Genomic DNA, 25,599 nt, shown 5'->3' with positions numbered 1-25,599 from the left:
TACACATCCTTTTTATTTTTTTCTTCGTAAAAATAAATATATGGTACCTAAAATACTTACCACACTTAACCCATAAGAACTATACGTTAGCCAGCTAGGAATATAAATTTTAACGACGGCGTCGTGATTAATTGTTTTTGCCTTTTCCGCTGAAATATCAAATTCTTGGTCAAAATTCCAAGTTTTTCCATTCGCTTCCACCGTTCCTTTAAAAACATAGGTGCCTGCTTTTAACTCTTCTTTTTCCCAATCAAACTGAAACGGATACACTGAGTAAGGAGCAATACTTACATTGGATTTCTCTTGTTCTTTCAACGCTTTGGTTGCGCCTTTTTCATAAATTTTGCCTTTCACTGTCGCATCCGTAAACATATACGGATTGGGATTCAAAATATCTGCCTGAACCATCTTACGTCCATCAAATAAAACAGCCCCTACGTGATCTAAGGCCACCGATACATTCTTTTTAGGTTCTACTACCGATTCATTCGTTACGACCAACCCTATCGTATAGGTATATACATTTCCTATAGATAATTCGTTTTGTTTCTTCTTCTCTGATTGCTTTTCAGAAACAGTAATCCCTCCTATCGTTACCCCAGGTAACGTTTGTTTAGGCATCTGAATATCAATCGCTGTTTCTACACTACTTTTGGCCGGAACTTTTACTTCTTTTTGAGTAGCTTTTGCCATTGATGTCAACGGATATTTTAAAGACCGATGGTCTTTTAACTGACCGGTATAATCAATTAACCCGTTTGCGTTTGTATTTGCATTTGTTACTTTTACTTCTAACGTTTTTTCTTCAGAAGAATCATTGGTTAGTTTTACTTTAACCTGATCTTTATCCCACGGATTTTCTTTTAAATAAAAGTAACTTACATTTTTATCTAATTGATGCTCATTAGGAACCCCTTCAATGGTATAGCCTCCTGCTAATTGACTAGAAGAAGAGGACGTTTCTTCTGCCAAGGCATTTTTATTCCCAACAAATAGACTAATCAAACACATGCCACATAAAACCCATTTTTTCATAAACTAAAATCCTTTCTAATATTTATTTAGTGCCCTTTTTATTAATATATGTAAAACAGCCAACAAAGCATCCTTCTGTTGGCTGTTGCAAGAAATAGAAAATGCTTCTACATTCCCCTTTAGGTTTAGATTAAACTTACATTGCGTTAGACAAGTTCCAGACAATATTTCCTGTGTACGTCCCTGCTGCAACAACAGTAGGATCTGCAATTTTTAATTGAGGCATTTTAAATTGATAGTTATATGTTCCGGACATAACTTTATCATTTTTCGCCGTCATAATGTCTGTTGGAGCGTCTGTTCCAATGGATAGACTACCTGTTACATCGTTATTAATTTTATCTGTACTGTTTAACCTTCCAGAAATATTCTCAGTTACGTTCCCTGTACCTTGAGCTTCAATAGATGATCCTGCTAAAGGAGAACCTGTCCATTGTAATTGAGCGCTTAACGTCCAGTGTCTTCCTGTTTTAGCAGTTTCGTCTCGAACCCCGACGTTTAGGTTAGTTACAGTATCTCCTTTACTAGATTTTAAGTTAACCATTTGATTAGCAGATTTTCCTAATTCAACGGTTTGTTCTTTCTGCACTAATTTAGCAGGAGCGTATGCAATACCAAATGGTCCTGTAATGGTGGTATTATTATCGCCTCCGCCAGGGTTGTTTGGATTGTCTGGCTCAGGAATCGGTGGTTTTGGCACCTCATCGGTGACATCACGCGGACTAAGAGTCACTTCTACTGGAGTAGACGCCGAATTTGGATCAGGTGTAGAATCATTCGCAAACACATTTCCTGCCCCTAGAAGCGCCGTAGAAGCTAATAGAGTAGCGCCTAATAAGTTGATAGATTTCATTACACATGTTCCTTTCCTAGGTTATTTTGTAAATTAAATTTACAGACGTAATTTATCATAACTATCCAGTTTGTGATTCTAAAAAATTTTTGAAAACACACAAAAAAATAAATATTTTTGATAGAGCATTAAAAACAACTAAGTAAATTCAAAACGAAAACAGATCTCTATTTGTTAAATCATTGAAGATACATGTTATTATCACAACTTTATCATATTTACATGATACAAAATTTTCTTTATCTAGAACTTTGCAAACAAATTACATATAAATTCAGTCACTCAATTAACCAAAACACATAGACAGTATCTATAAATGAAAAACTATTTGAATCCTATGTAGTAACATGTTATAAAGGACTTATAGGAAGCACAAATTACTTCTTTACAAATCTATCTAAATGGTTAGCTGGCGGAAAACGGTTAACCATTTTATTTATCTAGGTAAAAAAAGCACACATCTATAATAGATTGTTGTTCCTTAATTGTTTAGTAGTTTTTTTAGAATATGCTATATTATAAATGATAAGAGAACTGTGTACTAACACAACTCTCCAATGTAGAACTGTTTAAGACGGTAGCAAACTTAGAGTATTTTAAGAAATAATTGTTCTCTCGCTAAAATAGACGGTTATTTCTTTTTATTATTTTTAAGCAAGTCCACAATCAACTTAATCAATGTAATGATAAACATACCAAAGCTTAATATTGTAAATGACCAAGTTAAAATGTAGGTTTATGCGTCATCTGGTACGCTTTCTTTGTATTATTTTATTCAAGGAGGAAAGTGTATTGAGATAAGTACTTAGAGCTAACTTTTGATCGTTCTCAAACTACTCTATTTCGTTGCTTAACTAATGCCTTTCAATACACCGGAGGTGTTCCTACCTTATAGTTATAGTTAAAAAATGTATTCAATGATTTGATCTATTTTAGCCATATCCTTTAATGGTAAATGTTCTATTTGGTTTAATTTTCTTTCTGTAAAATCTAAAGATTTTAATTGGGAAATAACGACTTGGCCATAAGTTTCCATTTTATCAGGTAATGTATAACGAGTTGGCATATTTTTAATTGTAGAAGTTATGGGACAAATTACTGCAAACATTGTCTTTCTATTAAACTCATATCTAAAAACTACTAGACCTGGACGTCTTTTCTGTATTTCTTTTCCAGCTGAAGGATCGAAATCTATCCATACAATATCGCCCTTTTTAGGAATATTTCGTCACTCATTAGAATAATTCTCTCCCTCCAGGTTCAATATCATACCATTCGTCTTTTTCATAATACTCCCCTTCTGTCCCGTCACTAAATGGATCTTGTAATTTAGGAATTAACGTAATTGTTCCGTCATCAGAATACATAACGATATATTCTTAATCTGCTTTTGGCTTCTCTCCATTATTAGATGGCAATGTCAACACCACAGAACTTCCTTGTCTTCTTGATTTTGTAGTTAACATACAATCACCCCTTGTTATCTATTATACTTTATAACTAAAATAACTTAAAGAATTCTATATTATAATTACGTGCTATAGTATTCTTGAGAGTGTAAAATATTTTGTGTAAATGAAAAAATCCATACAAAAAAGGAAGTCGCTTCTGTAGAATAAAGTTAACGACAACCAATTCACAGAAAAGAGGACTTCCCTATGAATGATTTTACTACAGAAATTGTGCAAACTCTAGTCACTAAAGGCGATTTAAATGAATTATTCCGTTCGCACTTAGAAAAAGCGATAAACACACTCCTACGGACTGAATTAACGGCTTTTTTAGATTACGAAAAATATGATCGCACTGGTTTTAATTCAGGTAATTCGAGAAACGGTTCTTACTTTCGATCAATCAAAACCGAATATGGTGAATTAACATTGGAAATACCTAGAGATCGTAATGGTGAGTTTAAACAACAAACTTTACCAGCCTACAAAAGAACAAACGATACATTGGAAACCACTATTATCCATTTATTCGAAAAAGGTGTTACGATGTCTGAAATTGCTGATTTGATCGAAAAAATGTACGGTCATCACTATACTCCACAAACCATGTCCAACATGACTAAAGTTCTGACTGAAGAAGTAAATGCCTTTAAATCCAGAGCCTTAAATGATAAGTATGTCGCTATTTTTATGGACGCTACTTACATTCCACTAAAACGTCAAACCGTATCCAAAGAAGCGATTTATATTGCCATTGGTATACGAGAAGACGGCACTAAAGAAGTACTGAGTTATGCGATTGCTCCAACTGAATCAACATACGTTTGGAATGAGCTGCTACAGGATATTAACTCCAGAGGAGTTCAAGAAGTCTTGCTTTTTATTACGGACGGCTTAAAAGGCATGAAAGATACTATCCATCAAATTTATCCTAAAGCAAAATATCAGCATTGTTGTATCCATGTATCTCGTAATATCGCTCATAAAGTACGTGTCAAAGACCGAAAAGAAATCTGTGATGACTTTAAGGCTGTTTATCAAGCTAACTCAAAAGAAGAAGCGAATACCTTCTTATCCGGCATGATTGAGAAATGGAAGAAAAACTATCCTAAAGTGACGCAGTCACTCATAGAAAACCAAGACTTATTAACTTTTTATGATTTTCCACCTAGCATTCGTAGAACCATTTACTCAACCAATCTAATCGAGTCTTTCAATAAGCAAATTAAAAGATACAGCCGTAGAAAAGAGCAGTTTCAAAATGAAGAATCACTAGAACGCTTTCTAGTCAGCATTTTTGATACATACAATCAAAAATTTCTAAACAGAAGCCATAAAGGTTTTCAACAGGTAACCGATACATTAGTTTCAATGTTTACTGAGTAACTAATTATTTTGCAGGAGGACAATTTATTTACACAAAATTATTGACGCTCCCGTATTCTTAATTTAAGTAAATATCATTTAATATTTTAGAATTTATTTATATATCTAAAAAACTTTAATTATACGTAATCATCCTTTTTGTCTAATTAGAGTGTACCCTATTTATACAAATATGGATATTTGATTTTATTGTTTGTCACTTTTCTATTTAAATGGCAAAAATTTCCAGCAATAAATGACAAAAGCTATCAACTTTTGATAGCTTTTTATATGCCTATCACTAAACTATCTCTTGCTGCTTCGACAACTTCTACAGTAATTTTATCCATTTGATTGATTCTTAAAATACGATCAATCTGTGCAAATAAACGATGAATAAGCCTAAAATTTCCTTTTGTGATTTTAATGATAGTTGTGATAGCCTCATAATCAGAAAAATCTTCTAGCTTGATATCAATTCCTAAATCTGCCCATTTGTATTCCAAGATATGATGCGTTTCGTCCTTACTAAGGTTATCAAATTCATGTGCGAAACCTATACGTGAGTACAGTTGAGGATAACGAGATAATCTTTTTTCAATTCCAGGCATACCGATAAGAACCATTGCCAAATTATTTCTATCATAAATATCTCTTAGCCGTTCTAAATGCTGAAGCTTTAAACGATCAATTTCATCTACAATAATTAAATCAATTGCTTCATAGTTTCTAGGAACAGGAGGATCTTCTTGATTGTATTTTAGTATCATATGCATTGTTTTAGTCAGACCTATTCTATTAGTTATTGTATCAATATCAGAACTGACACGAGACATCTTTTCAGCTGGTGCAGTATAAAAAACTTTATTTGCACTTAATATTTCATCTGTTGCATTTTTCCCAATATCATCAGCTCGACGATAGGCAATTTGTTTTTCTATATTATCCCAATTACAGTAATACCTTGAAGATAATGTTTTACCTACGCCAGGAGCACCGTAACAAATTCCAATATACTTATATTTAATACATGCGTCACAAAATTCAGCAAATCGTTTATATTCTTTTGTTTCAATAAAGGTTTTATTCATTATAGTACCTCTTTAAAGTTGTTTTCTTAGGCGGGGTAGTTATTTCTTCATATTTTTTCTCTTCAATTAGTAATTCTACAGAACTTGGTACTGGTATTTTTTGTTTTAGTAATTTTTTTCGTTTATTTCTAGCAAAAATTAGATCATCCATATTGATTTCATAATTTGAAATATCTGGAGAAATGGCATTACAAAGAAACTTATTTTTATAAAATACCCTAATTTCTGCTAAATCATTTGGGGTATAACGAATTAAAACAGGTTCCCCAACAAACGCAGATAAATTAGGATTGGTATATCGTAAACCTTGGAAATGAATCCCATCAGAGTGAACTTTTCGAGTTTTTGGTATTTCTAACAACAATAAATCTAACTTTTCTAAACTATTAGGCATATTCGGTAAAAATGATTGCTCACTCCATTTTTTTATCGGATTTACTTTAATAGAAGAATGATTGGTTTGATTATATTCATTGATAAGAAAAGAATGTAGTTTCTCTTTAAATTCTTGAATCGTTAATAATCTTTCGTTGCAGTTATTTTCAATATATCCTGGTAATCCTTCTAAAAATACTTGATTAATCGTCTGGAAAAAACGCTCAATTTTTCCACGACCTCTTGGAATTCCTATAGAAGAAAAAATGAGATTTATTCTCAAATCAACAGCTACTTGTTCAATAAAATTTGAAGTAAAATCACTTCCGTGATCAGTATAAAAATTTTCAGGAATGCCACATATTGGCCATGAAAAATCCTTTTTTGTCCAAATAGCTTGATGTAAGGTTAAAGCAGTATTGATTGCTGAAGGGGCAGAAAAACTCAAATAATAACCAGCTACTGCTCGACTGTAATCATCTAATATGATAGTTAACCAGGGGCGATTGATATTTCCTTTTTCATCAAGTAAATTTATATCTAATAAGGTATGATCTGCTTGCCAAATTTCATTTGGTCGTGTTGTTTCCCTTATAGCAATTAAATCATATTTCTCTTTATATGTTTTCTCTCCCTCATGCGCTAACTGAATGAGACTTTTGGGAATCCGTTTCCTTAATTTATAAATTTGAGAATAACTCGGTATATCCAGTTTGTTCTCTTTACAATAGGAAGTAATTTTTCGAGACAATGTCTTTGTACTTATTTTTTTGTATCTTAATACAAATTCTTCTATTTTTTTGCAAACTTCCTCTGAAACTTTAATTTGCTCAAAATCAGTTCGTGTCTTTCTAATTAAACCCACTAAACCATTATGTTCATATTTTTGTACCCAACGATAGAGTGTACGAATAGGTATTTTATTTTTAATAGATATTTCTTTTATCGTTTCTTGTTTATTAAGATAAGGCTCAATAATTTTATATTTTTCCATCGCATCTGTTCTTTGATGGTCTGAAAAACTAGTGAGCATTTGTTTTTCCATTTTTTCCCTCCATTTTATCTAAATAGCGATAAATCGTTGTTCGAGAAACATTCCAACGTTCGGCAATAGTTTTAATTGGTGTTCCACTATCAACTAAAGTCTTTAGTAATTTTAAGTCTTGTGCTTTTAATTTTTCAGGGCGACCTCCAAATCGCCCTCTTGCTCGAGCAGCTGCTCGTCCTGCCGTAGATCTTTCTAAAATTAGATTTCGTTCAAATTCCGCAAATGCTGCAAACAAATGGAACATAAGCTGTCCCGTAGAACTTGATTTATCCATTGTTATATTTTCTTGAAGACTATGAAAACTAACACCTCGTTCATTCAAACGGTTGACAATTGAAATCAAGTCTTCCATATTTCTACCTAGACGATCTAAACGCCAAACAACAAGTGTATCTCCAGATCGAACAAAATCAATGGCTATTTCTAATCCTGGTCGATTACTTTTTGCACCACTCATATGATCTGTGAAAATTTTTTCGCAGCCAAATTGTTTTAAGCTATCTTCTTGTAAATCCAAATTTTGTAAACCAGTAGACACCCGGGCGTATCCTATTTTCAAAAAAATCACTCCTTTACAAAATCTATTGTAACATAACTTTAATTCGACAGTATAATTGAACATAGATTTTGATATGAGTTTATGAACACGAAAAAGAGTTAAAAATAAAAAAACTAGATAAAAAAACACTGTGTACAGAAACGGGTGATTTTATGAACACTTCATTTTAAAATTAAGAACTAAAAAAATCACTCAATTATTTTGAATGATTTTTAGCGATTAAATATTTATAGTGTGTACTAAAAAATTTATATCATTTAAACAGAAAATAACAAATAAACAAAAAGAAGAGTGTACAAAAAAGGGGCTGCACACTCTTCTTTTTAATATTTTCTTTTACATATATTGTTCTACATGTTCAATTTCTTTTTGTAGTTCTTTTTCATCGTACTTTTCATACTTACCAGCTTCGTGTGCAATCTTTTTAATTTCATGCATGGCTTTTTTCTCAACAAGCCATTTTCTCATACTATGTTTTTTTGCATCTTCATTTAGAGAATCTAATTCTTCTAAATTTGAATCCAGTTTGTTCAAAACATCTGCAATTTTTACTAATACTTTTGCTTCTTTTTCTTCATAGTTTGACATAATAGATACACTCCTTAAGTATTTGATACCTTAAGTCTACTCCTCTATTATTTTATTTGCAAATAAAATAATAGAGGAGACGGGCCTCATAATGTAATCGCGTCATTATGTTTCATTTGTTTTCATCCACTAAGCTGGTAGGACTAGGAAATAAATCATTCACAAGTTGAACTGTTAAACATAGTAGAATTGTATGCTCATTTTAATACCTATTCAACTAACAAATTAATTTACATAATTAATCTGTTGATTCTCTATTATTGGATAACTAATTAACCGATTATTTTCTAGATCCTCATTATTCATATTTACTGCATTAATTTGACTATCTTCATATGTGCGATAATAATAAATTCCTTTATCTATATTGCAACATGAAGAGTAAATGGTATATTCATATTTTCCATCACCAACATCACATAAGCCTTTTTGTTGTTCCACTGAACCTAATATATGGAAAAATTGACTAATACTTTCAGATTCTAAATTCCCAGTTTTTGAATTCATTTTGGTAAACGTTGCTTTTACAAATCGTGAGGCAGAAGATAAATCCCCAGGTAAGCCTATTCCACCCATTCCTCGACTGTATACATTCAAATCAATTTTATTTGAAAAATTATTTTGTGGTGTTTGACTTGATAAACTACGATAATTGTTTAAATTAAATAATTGATAATTAAATGGAGGATTATTCGTCAACACACCTACAGGATTATCATAAATATGAATCCCTTCTTTCACACTCTCAATAACAATTGATTTTTCTTTATCTGCTAATAACCAATGTAGTGGGGCCAAAGGAAGAGTTTCACTAAAATTGATAGAAACTAAATTCATCGTTTCTAATAATTTTTTCGCTTCGTCTACAGTTGCGCATTGGCCCAAAATCCATGGAATAAATTCAAAAGGAGACACATTTGCTTTTCCTTCTTTGAATGTTTTATAATCCGCATAACCAGAAAAATTTAATCCTGCCATACTTAGCCCTTTTTCGTTTGTTGCATCATAATAAAGTGGATAATCTGCAATTCCAGCAGCTATTCCAATCATCGCATAATGCGTATCTAATTTAGGAACTTTTCGAAACTCTAAACAATAATTCCTTGGAACAATTGTAACTACTTCCTCATAAGATTTTTCATAGTCAAAGTTTCGACCAAAATAATGATCCTTCGTAGCATAAGTAATTGCGGTACACATAAAAAAACCTCCTAAAATAATTTATATTAGTTACCTTACTTCTATATAATATGACGATAGAATTAAATTAGCAAAATTTCCTTTTTCATTTTTTTAGTAGTTATGATAGTTATCTAGTTAATCCAAACACCAAAATAGTTTTATATAATTACTTAATCTATGGTTTCTTTAATAAGATCATATAAAGTTACTGGATTTTCACTTGTTTGATTATTTAACTGAGTTTGCCAAGTAGTGCATGTATCCTAATAAAGTGGACACATTTTTTGGTATACTATTAAATAAATAGACAGAAATTTTGAAAGGAATTTTTAATATGGTAAATAACAGAAAATCACCACGTAAATTTGACGAAGAGTTTAAAAAATCCATTGTAAAACTTCACGAAAGTGGTAAAACTCAAAATGCTTTAGCTAAGGAGTACGGCATTGCTCTTTCTTCAATTGCTCGTTGGGTCAAACAATATTCCGAAGTAAAAATTGACGATGACACGATCCTTACGGCCCGTCAAATCAAACAGCTACAAAAACGAAATGCGCAACTCGAGGAGGAAAATTTAATCCTAAAAAAAGCGATTGCCATATTCACGCCTCGCTTGACGAACGATTAAAAGCCATACACATTCTTCGATATGAACACAGTATTGTTACACTCTGTCGTGTACTCAAAGTCAATCGTTCCACTTATTACAAACGCTTTTCTGGAAAAGTAGCCCCAAGAACAAAAGAAAATCAACACCTAAGAAAAGTGATTTTAGAAATTTATACTTCTTCTCAAAAACGTCTTGGCGCTGCAAAAATCCGCCAGATTCTTTTGCGTGATTATGGCATTTCGATTAGTATTGGTCGTGTTTATCGCTTGATGAAAGCAATGGACCTCCCAAAAATGTCTACAGTAAAGCCTGTTTTCAAAAAAAGGAAAAACAAGGTTTCTTTGACACGGCCAAATCATCTAAACCAAGCGTTCAATCCACCTGCACCAAATCAAGTTTGGACAAGTGATTTTTCTTATATCCCCATCGGTAAGAAAACATTTGCGTATTTGTGTGTCGTTTTAGATTTGTTTTCTAGAAAAGTAATTGCTTGGACCGTAGGATCAACGATTGATACAAAACTAGCCATTCAAACATTAGAAAAAGCACTTCATTCTCGAAAATTAATGAATCCTGTTCTTTTTCATACAGATCAAGGGTCTCAATATACCTCTTTTGAATTTAGAAAGTTTATAGAGCATCATCCGATTGTCCATTCTCTTTCAAAACCAGGTTATCCGTGGGATAACGCCGTTACCGAAGCTTTTTTTAAATATATGAAAAAGAAGAATTAAATCGCCGTTCATTCCATTCAATCGAAGAAGTACGTTTGGCTTGTTTCGCTTACATTGAAGGATTCTATAACACCAAACGTCCTCACGGAACATTAGATATGCTTACACCAAATGAAAAGGAAGCTCTTTACTTTGAATGTCTTTAAGTATCTTCTCTTTTTGTGTCTACTTTATTGACATCTATCCACTGAAGGTAATACTCATACAATGAGACACTTCGGGATGGGGGATGTTCGCGGAGCCTTAACTGGTTGGCATGTCACTGCTGAAATCCCACACATGCGAAACGAAGCTCATTCTTTACGAGGCATCATTACGTTTCAATTAACAGGCGGCTATGCCCGCTATGACAAAACGTTAAGGCGTTTCTTTATGACAAATACAATGTATGGACTGGATTTTTCAGAAGATCCTGCTGCACCCGACTTCCCGACCAACCCAATTATTATCGGTAACGGTGCGACTTTAATGAGTAACGCTGGTGACAGAAAAGGACAAGGCATGTGGAGTGGCCGCATGACCGATATTTCTCTTGCAATTCAAACCCCTGTTTCGCAATTATTTCCTGGCGCATATACAGGTTCGATTATCTGGAATTTAATCTCTGGACCTGCATAAAATAAAGAAACGCTTAGAAAACTAGCGAAATCACTACTCTTCTAAGCGTTTCTTTATATCATAAGGACTATTTGCTCCTTCTATTCGTCTAAACATACTTTACCGCTTTTCGTTTAACGAATCACTTGGCCCCAGCGGTAATCAAACTGATACTCTTGGTTGCCATTATTCAAATTAATTTTGTATAAATAACGCGGGACTTTAATGAACAACGCATCCTCTACTTGAAAAGCTTCAATAGGTACATTTTCTTTAGTTAAAAGCAACGGTGTTTGCCACTCGTATATTTTTTTCTGCCAATTGTATAAGCCAACTATCGCTTGAATACTTTGTCTTTTCTTGTATGACAGAACATAATAATTTGCTTCATCTTTCTTGCCTAGTAAAACTGGTGCTATTAGTTGCTCTTCAAGTTTTCCTTGCACTGTTGTTCGCTCTTCCGATGACAGCTCTTGACCAATTTGACTCTCATTTGAATCTACCGTCCATTTAGGCGCTTCTTGTGTTTGAAAGACTTCTTTGAAAGTTAGGTCTTGTTTTAACTGCCAATTTTTCAAATCTAATTGATAATATCGATTGTTTAATCCATAAATATAGAGATAGCGATTATCCATAAAACGATAATCAACGAAATCAGAGCTTAAATAGTCTTTTAATTCAGGGAATTTCTTCACTAAATCCGCTTCGGAAAACTGTTTTTTCCCTGTTTTTGTATCGAGTAAGTAAATGGCCTCGTTATCAGCATTATTCAAAACCACATATTGATCCGTTTGACCAATTAAATAATCACGCCAGCCTAAACGTTTACTCCACATTCGTTCGCCCGTCTGACTATTAACAGAAATCACTTGGAACAATGAGTTACTGGTGCTAATGCCATTCGTTCGTCCATTTGGGATAATCATTCGCTCAATTGAAGTTAAGCCTTTCGTTTTTTCAGAATAAAACGTCGCACTTTTCTCTTCAATCGTTACTGAACGAAACATTCCGAAAAAGATTAAACCAGCAAAATGTACCACTGCAAAATAAACCAACAAAATTAACGCATAGGGAACCAGTCTCCTTGTACTCCGCCTTCTTATTAAGGAAATAACCAAAATACCACTAATTACTATAAAAATAATTGCTACAATGATGACAAAAATATCATGATAGAGCCAACCAGATAATTGCCAACTTCTATAAAGTGTGTCCATTACGCCATCCTTTCCAATTGTTATTTGCTTATTATAAAAAGGATACTATTTTTTTTTGAAAAATAACAACAAAAAGCGACGAACAGCAATAAGCCCATTCAAGTTGACTAACTAGGTCAACTTGAATGGGCGTGGAGAAATGTGCCTTGTTATTCAGTTATTCCGCTTCTTCAATTGCAGACAAAGCTTTTGCAATATCAATTTCTTTATTCCGATAATCAGCATCATGAACTGGAAAATGCTGCCGCAATTCTGCTGCTTCCATCCAAGAAACAGTCCCTTGTTTAATGCCAAAATCAAGAATGTGCCCACCAAATTGGTGATCCTCACTGATAAAGTGCAAATGAAATCCTGCAGCAGAAGCACCATGAAATAATTTAGGTGTAAAGAACCCTACAACTGTTCCCTGAATATTCTCCGCTGTAAATTCAGGTTGATTGCGTGCTGCTTCTACAAATGGTGGATATGGTTTTTCTTGTTTAGGTGCCACACGGACATGCATCTTCGCAAAAAGACCGCTAATTTTAATTGCCGCAAAAAAATTAGGACTAATTTTTTCTAAAATTTGTGCTTTAATATTTTCATCGGTTTCCGTTGATACAGGGAATGCGCCATCTTCTTGAAAACGAGTAACTGCGGCATATGGCGTTAATTCTTCGCCTTCTAAAATAGTAATTTCGCCAGTTTGATTCGCATGATACAATATACCGTCCAATAAAATAATTTCGCCATTTGAGCCTTCTAATGTCCCAATTCCAAAATCACCTTGCGTGAGTAACGTACCAATTTCTGCCGTTCCTGCCATCAAACTTTCCATTAAACCGCCTAGCGTACCATGTTGATAAACATATTGTTCGCTCATTTTTCCATCTCCTAATAAAGTTGATCTGGTAACAATGTTTTACCTAATTCTTGATTATCTGAATAATCCACAGGAACATCAATAATCACTGGGCCTTCTGTTTGCATTCCTTCTTCTAAAGCTGCGGCAAATTCTGCTTGTGAATGAACTCGAACCCCTTTGGCTCCAAAAGCTTCAGCATACTTCACAAAATCAACTGGACCAAAATCTACGCCAGAGGATCGATTATATTTCATTTCTTCTTGGAATTTAACCATATCATAACTACCATCATTCCAAATAATATGCACGATATTTTGCTTTAAACGAACCGCTGTTTCTAATTCTTGCGCCGAAAATAGGAAACCGCCGTCCCCAGAAACAGAGATAATTTGTGTATTCGGACGAACCAGCGCAGCCGAGATTGCCCAAGGCAAAGCGACACCTAATGTTTGCATACCGTTACTAAATAATAAATGACGCGGTTCATAACTTCTAAAGTGGCGAGCCATCCAAATGTAGTGACTCCCTACGTCAACAGTAACTGTCATTTCATTCGTGGTTTTTTCTTGAAGCGTTTGAACAATTTCTAATGGATGTAATCGATTTTCAATTGTACTTGTTTTTACTTCTTTAATCGTTAATTTTTCTTGAAGCGTTTCTAAATAATCTTGCGCATCTTCTGTTAATATTGGTTCACTAAATGCTTCTGATAATTTCAAAATATTTTTAGACATATCACCAATTAGCTCTTCTTCCGGTTGCATATATTGATCAATTTCCATTTGAACTTCATCAATAACAATAACGCGCGCATCTTTTTCTGCGTTCCAATTACGTGCTTCATATTCAATGGGGTCATAACCAATCGCAATCACTAAATCACTTCTTTTTAACAAACGGTCCCCAGGTTGGTTTCGAAATAAACCAACACGCCCAAAGAAATGTTCTTCTAATTCTTTTGAAATAATTCCTGCTCCTTGGAACGTTTCCACGACTGGCAAACCAGTTATAGCAACCAATTCACGAATGGCTGCGGTAACTTTTCGTGCAGAGGCCCGCATTCCTAAAAGTAAAACAGGTAATTTCGCTTGCTTGATTCGTTCAGCTAAAGCTGCGATTGTTTCTGCTGATGCATGGCCTAGTTTCGGCGCCGACAAAGGCTTAATTGCTTCGCCTGTCACCGGACTATCTGTGACATCTTGTGGGATCGATAAGAATGTTGCGCCTTTTTTCGCTGTTTTGGCGATACGGTAAGCATTGGCAATATTTTCAGATAATGTTTCTGGATCTTGAATTTCTGTACTGAATTTTGTTATTGGACTAAATAATGCAGCATTATTCATGCTTTGGTGAGTTAATTTTGACAAATCGGACCGTTTCACCTGTCCAGCCAATGCTAAAACAGGGTCCCCTTCTGCAGTCGCAGTTACTAACCCAGTTGCTAAATTGCTGGCACCAGGTCCACTAGTTGCAATAACTAAGCCAGGCTCTCCCGTCAAACGACCAATCCCTTGTGCCATAAAGGCAGCGTTTTGTTCATGTCGAGCTAAAATTAATTCTGGGCCTTTGTCAACTAATGCATCAAAAACCCCATCAATTTTTGCACCGGGAATCCCAAAAATATAGGGCACTTCGTGATTGATTAAACTTTCTACTATGATATCTGATCCTTTTTTACTCACTGTTATACCTCCAATTAAAATCTGTACTAATTACAAATACAAAAATACCACTAAAATTCTAATTAATCAACAATGAAACACCTTGAAAACGTGTAATATACTAATTAGCATATTTTAATAGAATTGAGATATTTCAAAAGATTAAGCAAAAATAATGCAAAACACCTTAAAGTTTTATAGTCTTTCAACAATTATTATATACTTCTTCACTAAAAATTAGTAAGATTAACCTATAAGAAAAAAATCACAACCTGTGATAAATTATTGGAGGAAAAATATGTCAAAAGGGAAGAAAATTTTTGCCATTATCTTTGGAATTATCTTGGTTCTATTTCTTGCAGTTGTTGGAATGGGAGCAAAACTTTATTGGGATGTTTCTAAATCAATGGATAAAACCTATGAAACAGTAGAACGATCTAAAAAAAGTCAGGTCAATTTAAACAATAAGGAGCCTTTTTCTGTTTTATTATTAGGGATTGATACAGGCGATGATGGGCGTGTCGAGCAAGGTAGTTCGGATACAACAATTGTTGCAACAGTTAATCCTCGTGACAAGCAAACGACCTTAGTCAGTCTTGCTCGCGATACCTATGTTGATATTCCAGGTCAAGGAAAACAAGATAAATTGAATCACGCCTATGCTTTTGGTGGGGCATCTTTAGCAATGGATACAGTTGAAAACTATTTAAATATACCTATTAATCATTATGTTTCAATTAATATGGCTGGTTTAAAAGAATTAGTCAACGCGGTTGGCGGAATCGAAGTGAACAATAATTTGACTTTTTCTCAAGACGGATATGATTTTACGATTGGTAAAATTTCATTGGATGGTGAACAAGCGCTCTCCTATTCAAGAATGCGTTACGAAGATCCTAATGGTGACTACGGCCGCCAAGAACGTCAAAGAAAAGTGATTGAAGGCATCGTCCAAAAAGTCTTAAGTCTTAATAGCGTGAGCAACTATCAAGAAATTTTAACAGCTGTTTCTGATAATATGAAGACAGATTTAAGTTTTGATGACATGAAAAAAATTGCCTTAGATTATCGCAGTGCCTTTGGTAAAGTGAAACAAGACCAACTTCAAGGTACTGGTTTTATGCAAGATGGTGTTTCCTATCAACGTGTGGATGAACAAGAATTAACTCGTGTCCAACAAGAGTTGAAAAATCAATTGAATACAAAATAAAAATAAAACCCACGAGTACTATAAATACTCATGGGTTTTATTTTCTCTTCTATTAACGTTCTTGTTTCACCGCTTCTAAAGCCGCTGTATTAATAATATTCCAAGGTTTGTCAAACGCTGGTTGGAAGAAGAAATCCGCATAGGCTAAGTCTTCAATTGTCATTTTGGCTTGAATCGCTAATGAAATAGCATTAATGTTTGCAGTTAAATCTGCTTTCGACATTAATTGAGCGCCTAAAATTTGTGTTGTTTCAGGATCATACACTAATTTAAACCAAGCTTTTTGTTTGTCTGGATTGAAGTCCATCAAGTAGTCTTCTACTACTGTCACCGCTTTTGTTTCTTTTCCTAATTTTTGAGCCATGACTTCGTTAATCCCTGTTGAAGCAAATTTATAATCAAAGACGGCCAAGCCAGAAGATCCTTGAACACCAGGGAAAGGTTTAACTGGTTCCTCTAGGTTTTTCACAGCAAAGCGACCTTGTTTACGAGCATTCGTTGCTAAGGCAATATTTACTTCTGTGTCTGCAGGATTGTATTTAATTAACGTAGCATCCCCTACTGCAAATACATCTGGCTCACTTGTCCGCATGTATTCATCCGTCTTGATTAGGCCATTCGGATGTAATTCTAAGGTACCTTTTAACCAAGCAGTGTTTGGACGGACACCAACCGCTACAACGACCAAATCAGCATCGTACGCATTTTTATCTGTAACGACTTTTTGCACACGACCGTCGCCTTCGTAACGTTCAACTGTTTCACCAGTTGCAATAGTAATATTATTAGCTTCCATCTCTTCTGTTAAAACATCTGTAAATTCTTTATCTAGATACACCCCTAATGGACGATCTAAAATGTCAATAACAGTAACCTTTTTGCCGGCTTTTGCAAATGCTTCGGCAGCTTCAATCCCAATATAACCACTACCAATCACAACCACATTATTGACTTCTGGATCTACTGTTTTTTGTTTTAATTTAATGGCCCATTGACGACCACGCATCAAGTAAATATTATCCAAATCTTTACCTGGAATATCTAATTCAAATGGGACAGCTCCGGGACTGATGATTAATTTATCATAATTTTCAACACGTTCTTCACCTGACACTAAATCTTTCACTGTCACTTGATGTTCTTTTGGTTGAATCGCTGTAATTTCAGTATTAGAAAAAACATTTACACCACGACTCTCCATTTTTTCGCCAGTCATATAGCGAACAGAATTAACATCTTTCACTTTTCCTTCTAGGTACAACTGCATGCCACAAGACAAGAATGAGATAAAATCACCTTTCTCATACCATTGAATTTCTGCATCAGGATGAAGATTTAGTAATTCCTCTACCGCTTCATAACCTCCATGTGATGATCCTAAAACAATAACTTTCATCGCTCGTTCCTCCCATATAATATTATTTCTTACATAATAAAGAATATCATATATTCTCAAAAAATAACAAATAATATCCTCTTTTTCATTCTCAATTAAGTTCTTTAAATGAGAATGAAAAGGAGTATCCTCTGTATTTCGCCACTTTTCAATTACTTTTTTATTTACTAAAAAATAAAAAATACTAAATTCTCCGATACGATTGATAGGGACGCCCCACTTTTAAATAGCTATTTTTACTTTCTAAAAGGTTATTTTTTTCTAGAAACAACACATATTTGCGAACAGAAACATGTGAAAGCTGACTCGCTTCCGATAATTCTTGAATCGTAAAATAGTCGGTAAATTCGTCTATTTTTTTTAACAATAATTGTAATGTTGCTTGTGTTAGTCCTTTTTCTAAGGACAGGTTTTGAAGAGCTTGTTCATTTTTACGTGCGTTTGTCTGTGAATAATGAAATAATTGGTCCACTTTTGTTTGCGAAAGCTCCTTCGTTTCCAGCGTGAATTGAGCAGTTTTTTTCTGATAGTTTTCGATACTTTGTTGAAATCGCTCAAAAGAAAAGGGTTTAACTAAATAGTCTAAAACGCCTAAATGTAAGCTTCGTTTAACATTTTCTAACTCGTTGGCAGCCGTAATCAGGATAACTTCTGTGTCAATTTTTTCATCTCTAATTGTTGCCAGATAGGTCAAGCCATTGCCATCTTTTAAATGAACGTCTAATAAAACAAGTACTGGTTGTTTTTCTTTCGTTAGTTGTAGACCTTCAGCAATTGTTGCCGCCGTAAAAATAGTCGGTTGGTGAATTAATTTTTCAAGATATTTTTGATGTATATACGCAACCATAGGATCGTCTTCAATAATCAATAGGTTCATTTTCCTCTGCTCCTTCGTAATGAACATTTATGCGAATGACAAGCCAATTGTTTTGTTGGTTTTCCCAAGTCAATGTCGCTTCCCCATTCTCTAATAATCTTGCCAAATAAGAAGTGAAAAACTCTTGTTCAAAGCGTTCCAGTTGTTCTTTTGGATAAGCAAACGAATAAGTCGTCGTCAAACTTCCTGGCTGATAATCAATGGTTTCAATGATCTCTTCTGGTAACGGTTGTTCCATCAGGAAACGATGAATATAACGGTAGATAGCAATCAAATTTTGCGTATCTTCATCTCGTTTATTTGGTGGAATTTCTGGATAAATTTCAATAGCTAATTGTGTTTTAATTTCTGCAAACTTGATTCTTTCCCCACTTAAAAAACCTGCTAAAATAGGATTCCTAACCAAAATAGCTAAGCGCTGTGCAAATTCCTTTTCTGGTTTCAATAAATCGGCTAGATAATGTTTTAGCGCCTCATAATCTTCTAAATCGACTAAGCCATAAATAACATGCATCTTATTCATAAATTCATGTGATTGACTTTGTAATGCCGAAGCATATGTCGTTGTGCTGACAAGCTGTTCTGCGACAATAAACGTTTCCGTCGCATTTTTCAGAAAGATAACATGCCCAATTGTTTTTTTACGGACATTAATCGGGGCGATTGAGACGAAATAATCCTGACCATTTTGGCGATAGAATTGCTCTGTTTTTGAATGTACGATTAATTTTTCAGGAGATAAAACCAATGCTGAAAGTTTCTTTCCTAGTAAATTTTCTTCACTATTTGTTATATTATGATACATTTTAGTTGCTTCAATATTTGCTAATAAAATATTTTGATCGGTATCAATCACAAGGATTGCGTCTTTCGTTTCCTCAAGCATGGCGTTTCGCTCTTCTAATAGACGAGCAATTTCTCTTGGCTCTAAATCGTGAAGTTGTTTTTTTAAATAATAAGAAACCACGATGGCTAATATAAAGCCAAAACCAACACTTAAAAGGACACTCACTGTGTAATCATTTTTTGTTCGTTCAATCAATTGTGAAAGCGAGGTCATTTTAATGCCCATTGCCACAACCCCAATTTGTTTTCCTTGATCATAGACTGGAACAAAACCTCGTAATGATTCTCCTAAACTCCCTTGACTAACAGACAAATGTTCCTCCCCTTTTAATGCTCGCACTTCATCGCCACCTTCAAAATGCTTACCTATTTTTTGGCGATCAGGATGTGTTAAACGAATCCCCTGCATATTCATAATCACGATAAAATCCAACTGATGGATTTCACCTAAACGAACCGTATACGCTTCCAATTCATCTGAATAGTGATCATTCTTTAAGGCTTCAATAACATTCGGTTCAATAGCCAACTGTTCCCCGACGGCTAAAAGTGCTTGCTCTTGGTTTTTACGAACTTCTTTAATTGTTTGGACCGTCGTTACTCCGTAAAAGAAAGTAATCATAATAATTAATGTTGCAATAAAAATCACTGATAAGAAGCACCATAATTTCCCGCCACGCTTCATGCCATCCCTCTTTTCTCTTCAAATAAAGTATAGCATAGGAAGATTTAGTTAAAAAACTTTTCTTTAGTTAAATTAATTAAATAATCTACCCTCAAGAAAACGTTTACATTATGATGAATATAGATTAAAGTTATAGGAGGAAATAGCATGGAAAAGAAATTGCACGCAACAGCTGCTAATGAAACAGATTGGCGCAACAAATTAACCAAAACGAGGATTGGTTCGGTTACGTTACCTGTTTATCTTGTAACAGCTAGCATTATTCTTGTTACGGCTCTATTAGAACAACTACCAGTCAATATGTTAGGTGGTTTTGCCGTAATTTTAACAATGGGTTGGTTACTTGGAACAATTGGTGGAAATATTCCTATTTTGAAACATTTTGGCGGTCCCGCAATTTTATCTTTATTAGTACCATCAATTATGGTCTTTTTCAATTTACTCAACCAAAATGTCTTAGACTCAACAGATATTTTAATGAAACAAGCAAACTTTCTCTATTTCTATATTGCTTGTTTAGTTTGTGGAAGTATCCTTGGAATGAACCGCAAAATTTTAGTCCAAGGTTTAATGCGCATGATTGTCCCGATGGCATTAGGAATGATTTTAGCAATGGGCGTTGGGACCCTTGTTGGAACGCTGTTAGGTCTCGGTTGGAAACATAGCCTTTTCTATATCGTCACTCCTGTTTTAGCTGGTGGAATCGGTGAAGGTATTCTTCCTTTATCCCTTGGTTATAGTGCCATTACTGGATTGCCAAGTGAACAATTAGTGGGGCAATTAATTCCCGCAACCATTATTGGTAATTTTTTTGCTATTATGTGTTCAGGTTTACTTAGTCGTTTAGGAGAAAAACGCCCTGAACTTTCTGGACAAGGTCAGTTGATTAAAATTACCAATTCAGATGATTTAAGTGATGCTTTAGAAGAAGACAAAGCACCAATTGATGTAAAATTAATGGGCGCTGGTGTTTTAATTGCGTGTACCTTATTTATTACAGGCGGTTTATTGCAACACTTAACAGGCTTTCCTGGTCCTGTTTTGATGATTGTTGTCGCAGCCTTTTTAAAATACTTAAATGTAGTACCGAAAGAAACACAACGCGGATCAAAACAGCTTTATAAATTTATCTCTGGCAATTTTACGTTCCCGTTAATGGTTGGCTTAGGTATGTTATATATTCCTTTAAAAGATGTCGTAGGAATGCTTAGCTGGCAATATTTTGTTGTGGTAATTAGTGTCGTTTTCACTGTTATTGCTACAGGATTTTTCGTTTCACGCTTCATGAATATGAATCCCGTTGAGGCTGCCATTGTCTCCGCTTGCCAGAGTGGTATGGGTGGGACTGGCGATGTGGCTATTTTAAGTACAGCCAATCGAATGAACTTAATGCCGTTTGCACAAGTTGCGACACGATTAGGCGGTGCCATTACAGTAATAACAATGACTGCTATTTTTAGAATGCTTTTTTAACTATAAGTGAATTATTTAGGAGGAAAATGATATGTCAACAAAAGATGTAAAAGAATTAGCGATTGAGCAAGCAAAAAAATTTGGGGGGAAATTAGAAGTCTGCCCTAAAGTTCCGATTGAAACAAAAGCAGATTTAGGAATTGCCTACACACCAGGTGTTGCGGCTGTTTCTTCTGCCATACATGAAAAAAAAGAACGCGCTTACGAATTAACGACAAAGAAAAACACCGTCGCCGTTATCAGTGATGGTTCAGCAGTTTTAGGTTTAGGTAACATTGGTCCTGAAGCAGCGATGCCTGTCATGGAAGGAAAAGCTGCATTGTTTAAACGCTTTGCTGGTGTGGATTCGATTCCCCTTGTTTTAGATACACAAGATACCGAAGAAATTATTCAAACAGTGAAGTTTTTGGCTCCAACCTTTGGGGGAATTAACTTGGAAGATATCAGCGCTCCTCGTTGTTTTGAAATTGAACAGCGTTTAATCGATGAACTAGATATTCCCGTTTTCCATGATGATCAACACGGGACAGCGATTGTTGTTCTAGCGGCTTTGTACAACAGCTTAAAATTAATCAACAAGAAAATAGAGGACATTCATGTGGTAATCAACGGCGGTGGCTCCGCTGGTCTTTCGATCACAAGAAAATTTTTAGCTGCTGGTGTAAAACATATTATCATTGTTGACCGTGCAGGGATTCTGAGCGAAACAGATACAGCTCTGCCACCACACCACGCAGAAATTGCGAAGCTAACCAATCGGGAACACCGTACCGGTGATTTAGCTACTGCTCTTGAAGGCGCTGATGTCTTTGTTGGTGTTTCGGCACCAGGTGTTTTAAAACCTGAGTGGATTCAACAGATGAATGAGCAGCCAGTTATTTTTGCAATGGCTAACCCAGTTCCTGAAATTTTTCCTGATGAAGCTTTAGCGGCAGGCGCTTATATTGTCGGAACTGGTCGTAGTGACTTTCCGAATCAAATTAATAATGTGTTAGCCTTCCCTGGTATCTTCCGTGGTGCCTTAGATGCTCGGGCGAAAAAGATTACGATTGAAATGCAAATTGCCGCTGCCAAAGGTATTGCAAAATTGATTCCCGATAATGAACTCACGCCGACTAATATTATTCCCGATCCATTCCAAGAAGGAGTCGCAAAAGTCGTCGCCGAAAGCGTCCGTAACGCTGTCAAAGAAACAAATTAAAAAGAGAAAAAAGGAACAACCTAACTCCTCTTGAGTTAGGTTGTTCTTTTTAAAATCTGAAACAATAATTTATTATTTAAAACTGATATTAAACTCTTGCATATCTTTTTCAATATAAGTAAGTAATTTTTTATTTTCAAAGAAACGTGTAAAGTAGTACGCAATACGATAATCTTCAACAGCATCTAGTCCTAGCATTTGTTTATTAAACGCTTTTTCGTATAATAAGCAATCTAAAGAGTAAATAGAACTGTGCGTCCGATTAATTTCGATTCCTTTATCACTTAATTCAATACTCTTTGCATAGTCTTTAATTAATGAATAGAATTTTGCGGTATTATAATAAATACGGCATTGCTCTAATGGATAATCTAATTTGAATTCGCTTAGCAATTGTAAAGATTTATCGTAATAAACTTTTGCTTTTTCAATATCATCTTCTAATTCATATAAAATACCGATCGCATTCATACTCAAAATATTATAAATATTAATATCACGACTAATTTCAGAACCACGATGTAAATAGAACAATGCTTCGCTATTATTTTTCTTACCTAATAAACTCGTAATTCCTTTATAATAGAAAAATTTTGTTTCTAAAATTCTGTTTGAACTTTCGATATCATCTGGATAGTCTTTCAACAAATCATAGGCTTCATCGTGCTTAAAGTAAAAGCATAATTCTTCTACTTTATTTAATAAGCTTTCGAGTTTTTTCTCACTAGAACCTTCGATACATTCTTCTACTTGTAAGTCTAAACGTAGACATACAGATGAGAAAATGTCTAAACTGTCACACACATTTTTGTTTTCAATGTTACTAATTGTTGCTTGTGTACAAATTCCTTTTGCCAATTCAGCTTGCGATAATTTTTTCTTTTTACGCGCTGTTTTGATTTTTTCTCCCGCTACTCTCACAGTCAAAACTCCAATCTTTCTATTTTTTTGTATTAAACATACCATCATTTTACAGATAATGTTATAATGAAGCTATCATAATAAAGGAGGTGAAATATATGTTTGATTTACTTGCTTTATTAACTGGAATTTCAGTTCGTGGCAATGCACCACACCAATAATTACGTGTTTGTTTAACTGAATTTCTGACGGCTCTACCTATGCCAGTAGGTGGAGCCATTTTTTTATTTAATATTATAAAATTAACAGTATTTCTGAAACCTCACACTTAGTATAACACAAATTATAAATTATGCTAGATAGTTACCAAATTAACGTCATTACAAGGATGTTACGTTTTTACAACATCTTGTAAAACTAGACAATGCTGTCCTTCTTTATCCACCACACTCAATGATAGTGATAGTATCTTATGATAGAAACAACATGTACATTATAACAATTATTATTAAGAAAGCTACTTCTCAATAGGAGAAGTAGAGCTTCTCTCGTTACAGTTTTACTCTTCTTCTTCAGCCATGAATGTATTGAAAACTTCTTCAATCATATCCCATTCAGCGTCTGTTTCGATTTGCTGTAAATCGCCTTCTGTACCTTCTGCGTTTTCCACATATGAGTAAGCTTGCAATTCAACATCTTCATCCTCAGGAATTCCTGCTGGATATAATAAAACATAATTTTTACCGAATTCTTCTTGACCGTCAACAGTTAGTAAGATCTCGTATAATGTTTCATTTCCTTGTTCGTCTACTAAAGTAATGTGTTCATGTCCTTCGTGATCATGATCGTGGTTGTGTTCTGTCATTCTTCTTCTCTCCCTTGATGTATTCAAAGCTCGATAATTATCGGCTATGTGCATCTAAATAATTTTGTAGAATCATTACTGCCGCTAGTTTATCAATCACTTTTTTTCTTTTGGCTCTTGAAGCATCTGCTTGCTCCACCAAGAAACGCTCTGCTTGGACAGTTGTTAATCGTTCATCTTGATAGTCAACAGGTAATTGAAATAATTCTTGAATCTTATCACCATATGCCATGGATGCTTCAGCTCTAGGACCGATGGAATTATTCATGTTTTTCGGTAAACCTACGACAAATTTCGTGACTTCGTATTCTTTCACCAATTCACCTAATCGCTCAAAACCGAAGTTCTCTTCCTCTTCATTGATGCGAATAATTTCGATGCCTTGTGCTGTCCAACCTAATAAATCACTAACAGCCACACCGACTGTCCGTGAACCTACATCTAGCCCCATGATCCTCATTTGATATCGATTCCGTGGTTCGCTAAGTAATATTTGGTTAATTCTTCCATGATTTCATCACGTTCATGACGACGAATTAAGTTTCGAGCATCTTGATAACGAGGAATGTAAGCCGGGTCCCCAGAAAGTAAATACCCTACTATTTGGTTAATAGGATTGTATCCCTTTTCTTCTAATGCCCGATATACGGTTTCTAACGTTTCACTGATTGCTTTTTTTCGATTATCATCAAAATCAAAGCGTACTGTTTCGTCTGTAAAACCCATTTTACTACACCTCACTTCTACTTTTATACAATTTCATTTTACTAGAAAAGAACCGAAACTACAAACAAAATTTCTTCTCCTTCTCTCTTTTTTGTTATTTCTTAGTCTTTTATTAATAAAGGCTTCGTAAAAAAATGACAGCCATCGATAATTTTAAAATTATAAAAACAAATACACAACTTTATAAAACAAGAATAAAACTCTGCTAAATCGCCAGAATATCACCTTTCCCTCCAATTCATTTTGCGA

General features: G+C 34.5%; 23 protein-coding genes and 3 pseudogenes. 6 read left to right on the top strand and 20 right to left on the bottom strand.

What is annotated here, in order from left to right; translation table 11 throughout:
* Positions 1-12: 12 nt before the first annotated feature.
* From IGJ63_RS04860 to mazE, 5 genes and pseudogenes are all read right to left on the bottom strand, one after another.
* Positions 13-1,035: a DUF916 and DUF3324 domain-containing protein gene (locus IGJ63_RS04860; protein WP_438746018.1), complete on the bottom strand. Its 1,023-nt coding sequence runs from the start codon at positions 1,033-1,035 to the stop codon at positions 13-15.
* Between the two features lie 136 nt (positions 1,036-1,171).
* A complete protein-coding gene (locus tag IGJ63_RS04855) occupies positions 1,172-1,888 on the bottom strand; it encodes a WxL domain-containing protein (protein WP_438746016.1) in 717 nt (238 codons plus the stop codon).
* A gap of 631 nt (positions 1,889-2,519) precedes the next feature.
* Positions 2,520-2,597 (bottom strand): putative holin-like toxin, encoded by a 78-nt coding sequence (locus IGJ63_RS04850; RefSeq protein ID WP_407027211.1) that lies wholly within the window; start codon positions 2,595-2,597, stop codon positions 2,520-2,522.
* A 192-nt stretch (positions 2,598-2,789) separates the two neighbouring features.
* Positions 2,790-3,110 (bottom strand): type II toxin-antitoxin system PemK/MazF family toxin, encoded by a 321-nt coding sequence (locus IGJ63_RS04845; RefSeq protein WP_070363814.1) that lies wholly within the window; start codon positions 3,108-3,110, stop codon positions 2,790-2,792.
* A 13-nt stretch (positions 3,111-3,123) separates the two neighbouring features.
* Positions 3,124-3,354: pseudogene (gene mazE / locus IGJ63_RS04840) on the bottom strand (type II toxin-antitoxin system PemI/MazE family antitoxin).
* A 192-nt stretch (positions 3,355-3,546) separates the two neighbouring features.
* Here mazE and IGJ63_RS04835 point away from each other — a divergent pair.
* Positions 3,547-4,725 carry an IS256-like element ISEf1 family transposase gene (locus IGJ63_RS04835; RefSeq protein WP_000997695.1) on the top strand — a complete coding sequence of 393 codons (1,179 nt, stop codon included), beginning with the start codon at positions 3,547-3,549 and terminating at the stop codon, positions 4,723-4,725.
* 266 nt (positions 4,726-4,991) lie between these two features.
* On the opposite strand, the gene IGJ63_RS04830 is transcribed toward IGJ63_RS04835, so the two are convergent.
* The 5 genes from IGJ63_RS04830 to bsh all read right to left on the bottom strand — a co-directional run bounded on the left by IGJ63_RS04830 (position 4,992) and on the right by bsh (position 9,565).
* Positions 4,992-5,795, bottom strand: a complete 804-nt coding sequence (locus IGJ63_RS04830) for an AAA family ATPase (RefSeq protein ID WP_070363815.1) — start codon at positions 5,793-5,795, stop codon at positions 4,992-4,994.
* A complete protein-coding gene (locus IGJ63_RS04825; RefSeq protein WP_438746014.1) occupies positions 5,788-7,215 on the bottom strand; it encodes a Mu transposase C-terminal domain-containing protein in 1,428 nt (475 codons plus the stop codon). Before IGJ63_RS04825 ends, IGJ63_RS04830 begins: the two co-directional genes overlap by 8 nt.
* Positions 7,193-7,777 carry a recombinase family protein gene (locus IGJ63_RS04820; RefSeq protein WP_438746012.1) on the bottom strand — a complete coding sequence of 195 codons (585 nt, stop codon included), beginning with the start codon at positions 7,775-7,777 and terminating at the stop codon, positions 7,193-7,195. Before IGJ63_RS04820 ends, IGJ63_RS04825 begins: the two co-directional genes overlap by 23 nt.
* 336 nt (positions 7,778-8,113) lie before the next feature.
* The gene (locus IGJ63_RS04815) at positions 8,114-8,365 is read right to left on the bottom strand and encodes a hypothetical protein (protein ID WP_010709159.1); all 252 of its coding nucleotides are present in this window, start codon (positions 8,363-8,365) and stop codon (positions 8,114-8,116) included.
* Positions 8,366-8,590: 225 nt separating this feature from the next.
* Positions 8,591-9,565: a choloylglycine hydrolase gene (bsh, locus tag IGJ63_RS04810; RefSeq protein ID WP_070363819.1), complete on the bottom strand. Its 975-nt coding sequence runs from the start codon at positions 9,563-9,565 to the stop codon at positions 8,591-8,593.
* A gap of 316 nt (positions 9,566-9,881) precedes the next feature.
* Here bsh and IGJ63_RS04805 point away from each other — a divergent pair.
* Both IGJ63_RS04805 and IGJ63_RS04800 read left to right on the top strand, forming a co-directional pair.
* Positions 9,882-11,037: pseudogene (locus IGJ63_RS04805) on the top strand (IS3 family transposase).
* A gap of 40 nt (positions 11,038-11,077) precedes the next feature.
* Positions 11,078-11,509: pseudogene (locus IGJ63_RS04800) on the top strand (WxL domain-containing protein); the annotation flags it as partial.
* A gap of 113 nt (positions 11,510-11,622) precedes the next feature.
* On the opposite strand, the gene IGJ63_RS04795 reads toward IGJ63_RS04800, so the two are convergent.
* From IGJ63_RS04795 to alsS, 3 genes are all read right to left on the bottom strand, one after another.
* Entirely contained in the window at positions 11,623-12,705 is a 1,083-nt protein-coding gene (locus IGJ63_RS04795) for a PA2928 family protein (protein WP_101732249.1), read from the bottom strand.
* Positions 12,706-12,862: 157 nt separating this feature from the next.
* Positions 12,863-13,567, bottom strand: coding sequence for an acetolactate decarboxylase (gene budA, locus IGJ63_RS04790; RefSeq protein WP_002366507.1), 705 nt, complete (start codon positions 13,565-13,567; stop codon positions 12,863-12,865).
* 11 nt (positions 13,568-13,578) lie between these two features.
* Positions 13,579-15,231 carry an acetolactate synthase AlsS gene (gene alsS, locus IGJ63_RS04785; RefSeq protein ID WP_002357923.1) on the bottom strand — a complete coding sequence of 551 codons (1,653 nt, stop codon included), beginning with the start codon at positions 15,229-15,231 and terminating at the stop codon, positions 13,579-13,581.
* 277 nt (positions 15,232-15,508) lie between these two features.
* On the opposite strand from alsS, the gene IGJ63_RS04780 reads away from it, so the two are divergent.
* Positions 15,509-16,420: an LCP family glycopolymer transferase gene (locus tag IGJ63_RS04780; RefSeq protein WP_438746009.1), complete on the top strand. Its 912-nt coding sequence runs from the start codon at positions 15,509-15,511 to the stop codon at positions 16,418-16,420.
* A gap of 52 nt (positions 16,421-16,472) precedes the next feature.
* On the opposite strand, the gene IGJ63_RS04775 is transcribed toward IGJ63_RS04780, so the two are convergent.
* From IGJ63_RS04775 to IGJ63_RS04765, 3 genes are all read right to left on the bottom strand, one after another.
* Positions 16,473-17,816: an NADH peroxidase gene (locus IGJ63_RS04775; protein WP_002357926.1), complete on the bottom strand. Its 1,344-nt coding sequence runs from the start codon at positions 17,814-17,816 to the stop codon at positions 16,473-16,475.
* A 184-nt stretch (positions 17,817-18,000) separates the two neighbouring features.
* Positions 18,001-18,693 carry a response regulator gene (locus IGJ63_RS04770; RefSeq protein WP_010827313.1) on the bottom strand — a complete coding sequence of 231 codons (693 nt, stop codon included), beginning with the start codon at positions 18,691-18,693 and terminating at the stop codon, positions 18,001-18,003.
* A complete protein-coding gene (locus IGJ63_RS04765; RefSeq protein WP_016630253.1) occupies positions 18,674-20,224 on the bottom strand; it encodes a Spo0B domain-containing protein in 1,551 nt (516 codons plus the stop codon). Before IGJ63_RS04765 ends, IGJ63_RS04770 begins: the two co-directional genes overlap by 20 nt.
* A gap of 147 nt (positions 20,225-20,371) precedes the next feature.
* On the opposite strand from IGJ63_RS04765, the gene IGJ63_RS04760 reads away from it, so the two are divergent.
* Both IGJ63_RS04760 and IGJ63_RS04755 read left to right on the top strand, forming a co-directional pair.
* Complete coding sequence (locus IGJ63_RS04760) at positions 20,372-21,697, top strand: 2-hydroxycarboxylate transporter family protein (protein WP_002357930.1); 1,326 nt, start codon at positions 20,372-20,374, stop codon at positions 21,695-21,697.
* A gap of 31 nt (positions 21,698-21,728) precedes the next feature.
* Positions 21,729-22,898, top strand: a complete 1,170-nt coding sequence (locus IGJ63_RS04755) for an NAD(P)-dependent malic enzyme (RefSeq protein WP_002360544.1) — start codon at positions 21,729-21,731, stop codon at positions 22,896-22,898.
* Positions 22,899-22,970: 72 nt separating this feature from the next.
* On the opposite strand, the gene IGJ63_RS04750 is transcribed toward IGJ63_RS04755, so the two are convergent.
* The 4 genes from IGJ63_RS04750 to ireB form a co-directional block, all read right to left on the bottom strand.
* Positions 22,971-23,819, bottom strand: coding sequence for a helix-turn-helix domain-containing protein (locus IGJ63_RS04750; protein WP_002385984.1), 849 nt, complete (start codon positions 23,817-23,819; stop codon positions 22,971-22,973).
* Between the two features lie 499 nt (positions 23,820-24,318).
* Complete coding sequence (locus tag IGJ63_RS04745; RefSeq protein WP_002357933.1) at positions 24,319-24,624, bottom strand: DUF1292 domain-containing protein; 306 nt, start codon at positions 24,622-24,624, stop codon at positions 24,319-24,321.
* Positions 24,625-24,661: 37 nt separating this feature from the next.
* Positions 24,662-25,084 (bottom strand): Holliday junction resolvase RuvX, encoded by a 423-nt coding sequence (gene ruvX, locus IGJ63_RS04740; protein ID WP_002357936.1) that lies wholly within the window; start codon positions 25,082-25,084, stop codon positions 24,662-24,664.
* Positions 25,081-25,350: a regulatory phosphoprotein IreB gene (ireB, locus tag IGJ63_RS04735; RefSeq protein WP_002357937.1), complete on the bottom strand. Its 270-nt coding sequence runs from the start codon at positions 25,348-25,350 to the stop codon at positions 25,081-25,083. Before ireB ends, ruvX begins: the two co-directional genes overlap by 4 nt.
* Positions 25,351-25,599 lie beyond the last annotated feature (249 nt).

This window comes from Enterococcus sp. DIV1375a (assembly GCF_051712205.1).
GTDB classification, from domain to species: domain Bacteria; phylum Bacillota; class Bacilli; order Lactobacillales; family Enterococcaceae; genus Enterococcus; species Enterococcus faecalis.
This window is presented reverse-complemented; position numbering and strand designations above follow the sequence as displayed.

Excerpts from the sequence above, each read along its gene's own strand:
- IGJ63_RS04860 (WP_438746018.1), bottom strand. The coding sequence starts at position 1,035 with ATGAAAAAATGGGTTTTATGTGGCATGTGTTTGATTAGTCTATTTGTT.
- IGJ63_RS04855 (WP_438746016.1), bottom strand. The coding sequence starts at position 1,888 with ATGAAATCTATCAACTTATTAGGCGCTACTCTATTAGCTTCTACGGCG.
- IGJ63_RS04835 (WP_000997695.1), top strand. The coding sequence starts at position 3,547 with ATGAATGATTTTACTACAGAAATTGTGCAAACTCTAGTCACTAAAGGC.
- IGJ63_RS04830 (WP_070363815.1), bottom strand. The coding sequence starts at position 5,795 with ATGAATAAAACCTTTATTGAAACAAAAGAATATAAACGATTTGCTGAA.
- IGJ63_RS04825 (WP_438746014.1), bottom strand. The coding sequence starts at position 7,215 with ATGGAAAAACAAATGCTCACTAGTTTTTCAGACCATCAAAGAACAGAT.
- IGJ63_RS04815 (WP_010709159.1), bottom strand. The coding sequence starts at position 8,365 with ATGTCAAACTATGAAGAAAAAGAAGCAAAAGTATTAGTAAAAATTGCA.
- bsh (WP_070363819.1), bottom strand. The coding sequence starts at position 9,565 with ATGTGTACCGCAATTACTTATGCTACGAAGGATCATTATTTTGGTCGA.
- IGJ63_RS04795 (WP_101732249.1), bottom strand. The coding sequence starts at position 12,705 with ATGGACACACTTTATAGAAGTTGGCAATTATCTGGTTGGCTCTATCAT.
- budA (WP_002366507.1), bottom strand. The coding sequence starts at position 13,567 with ATGAGCGAACAATATGTTTATCAACATGGTACGCTAGGCGGTTTAATG.
- IGJ63_RS04780 (WP_438746009.1), top strand. The coding sequence starts at position 15,509 with ATGTCAAAAGGGAAGAAAATTTTTGCCATTATCTTTGGAATTATCTTG.
- IGJ63_RS04775 (WP_002357926.1), bottom strand. The coding sequence starts at position 17,816 with ATGAAAGTTATTGTTTTAGGATCATCACATGGAGGTTATGAAGCGGTA.
- IGJ63_RS04770 (WP_010827313.1), bottom strand. The coding sequence starts at position 18,693 with ATGAACCTATTGATTATTGAAGACGATCCTATGGTTGCGTATATACAT.
- IGJ63_RS04765 (WP_016630253.1), bottom strand. The coding sequence starts at position 20,224 with ATGAAGCGTGGCGGGAAATTATGGTGCTTCTTATCAGTGATTTTTATT.
- IGJ63_RS04760 (WP_002357930.1), top strand. The coding sequence starts at position 20,372 with ATGGAAAAGAAATTGCACGCAACAGCTGCTAATGAAACAGATTGGCGC.
- IGJ63_RS04755 (WP_002360544.1), top strand. The coding sequence starts at position 21,729 with ATGTCAACAAAAGATGTAAAAGAATTAGCGATTGAGCAAGCAAAAAAA.
- IGJ63_RS04745 (WP_002357933.1), bottom strand. The coding sequence starts at position 24,624 with ATGACAGAACACAACCACGATCATGATCACGAAGGACATGAACACATT.
- ruvX (WP_002357936.1), bottom strand. The coding sequence starts at position 25,084 with ATGAGGATCATGGGGCTAGATGTAGGTTCACGGACAGTCGGTGTGGCT.
- ireB (WP_002357937.1), bottom strand. The coding sequence starts at position 25,350 with ATGGGTTTTACAGACGAAACAGTACGCTTTGATTTTGATGATAATCGA.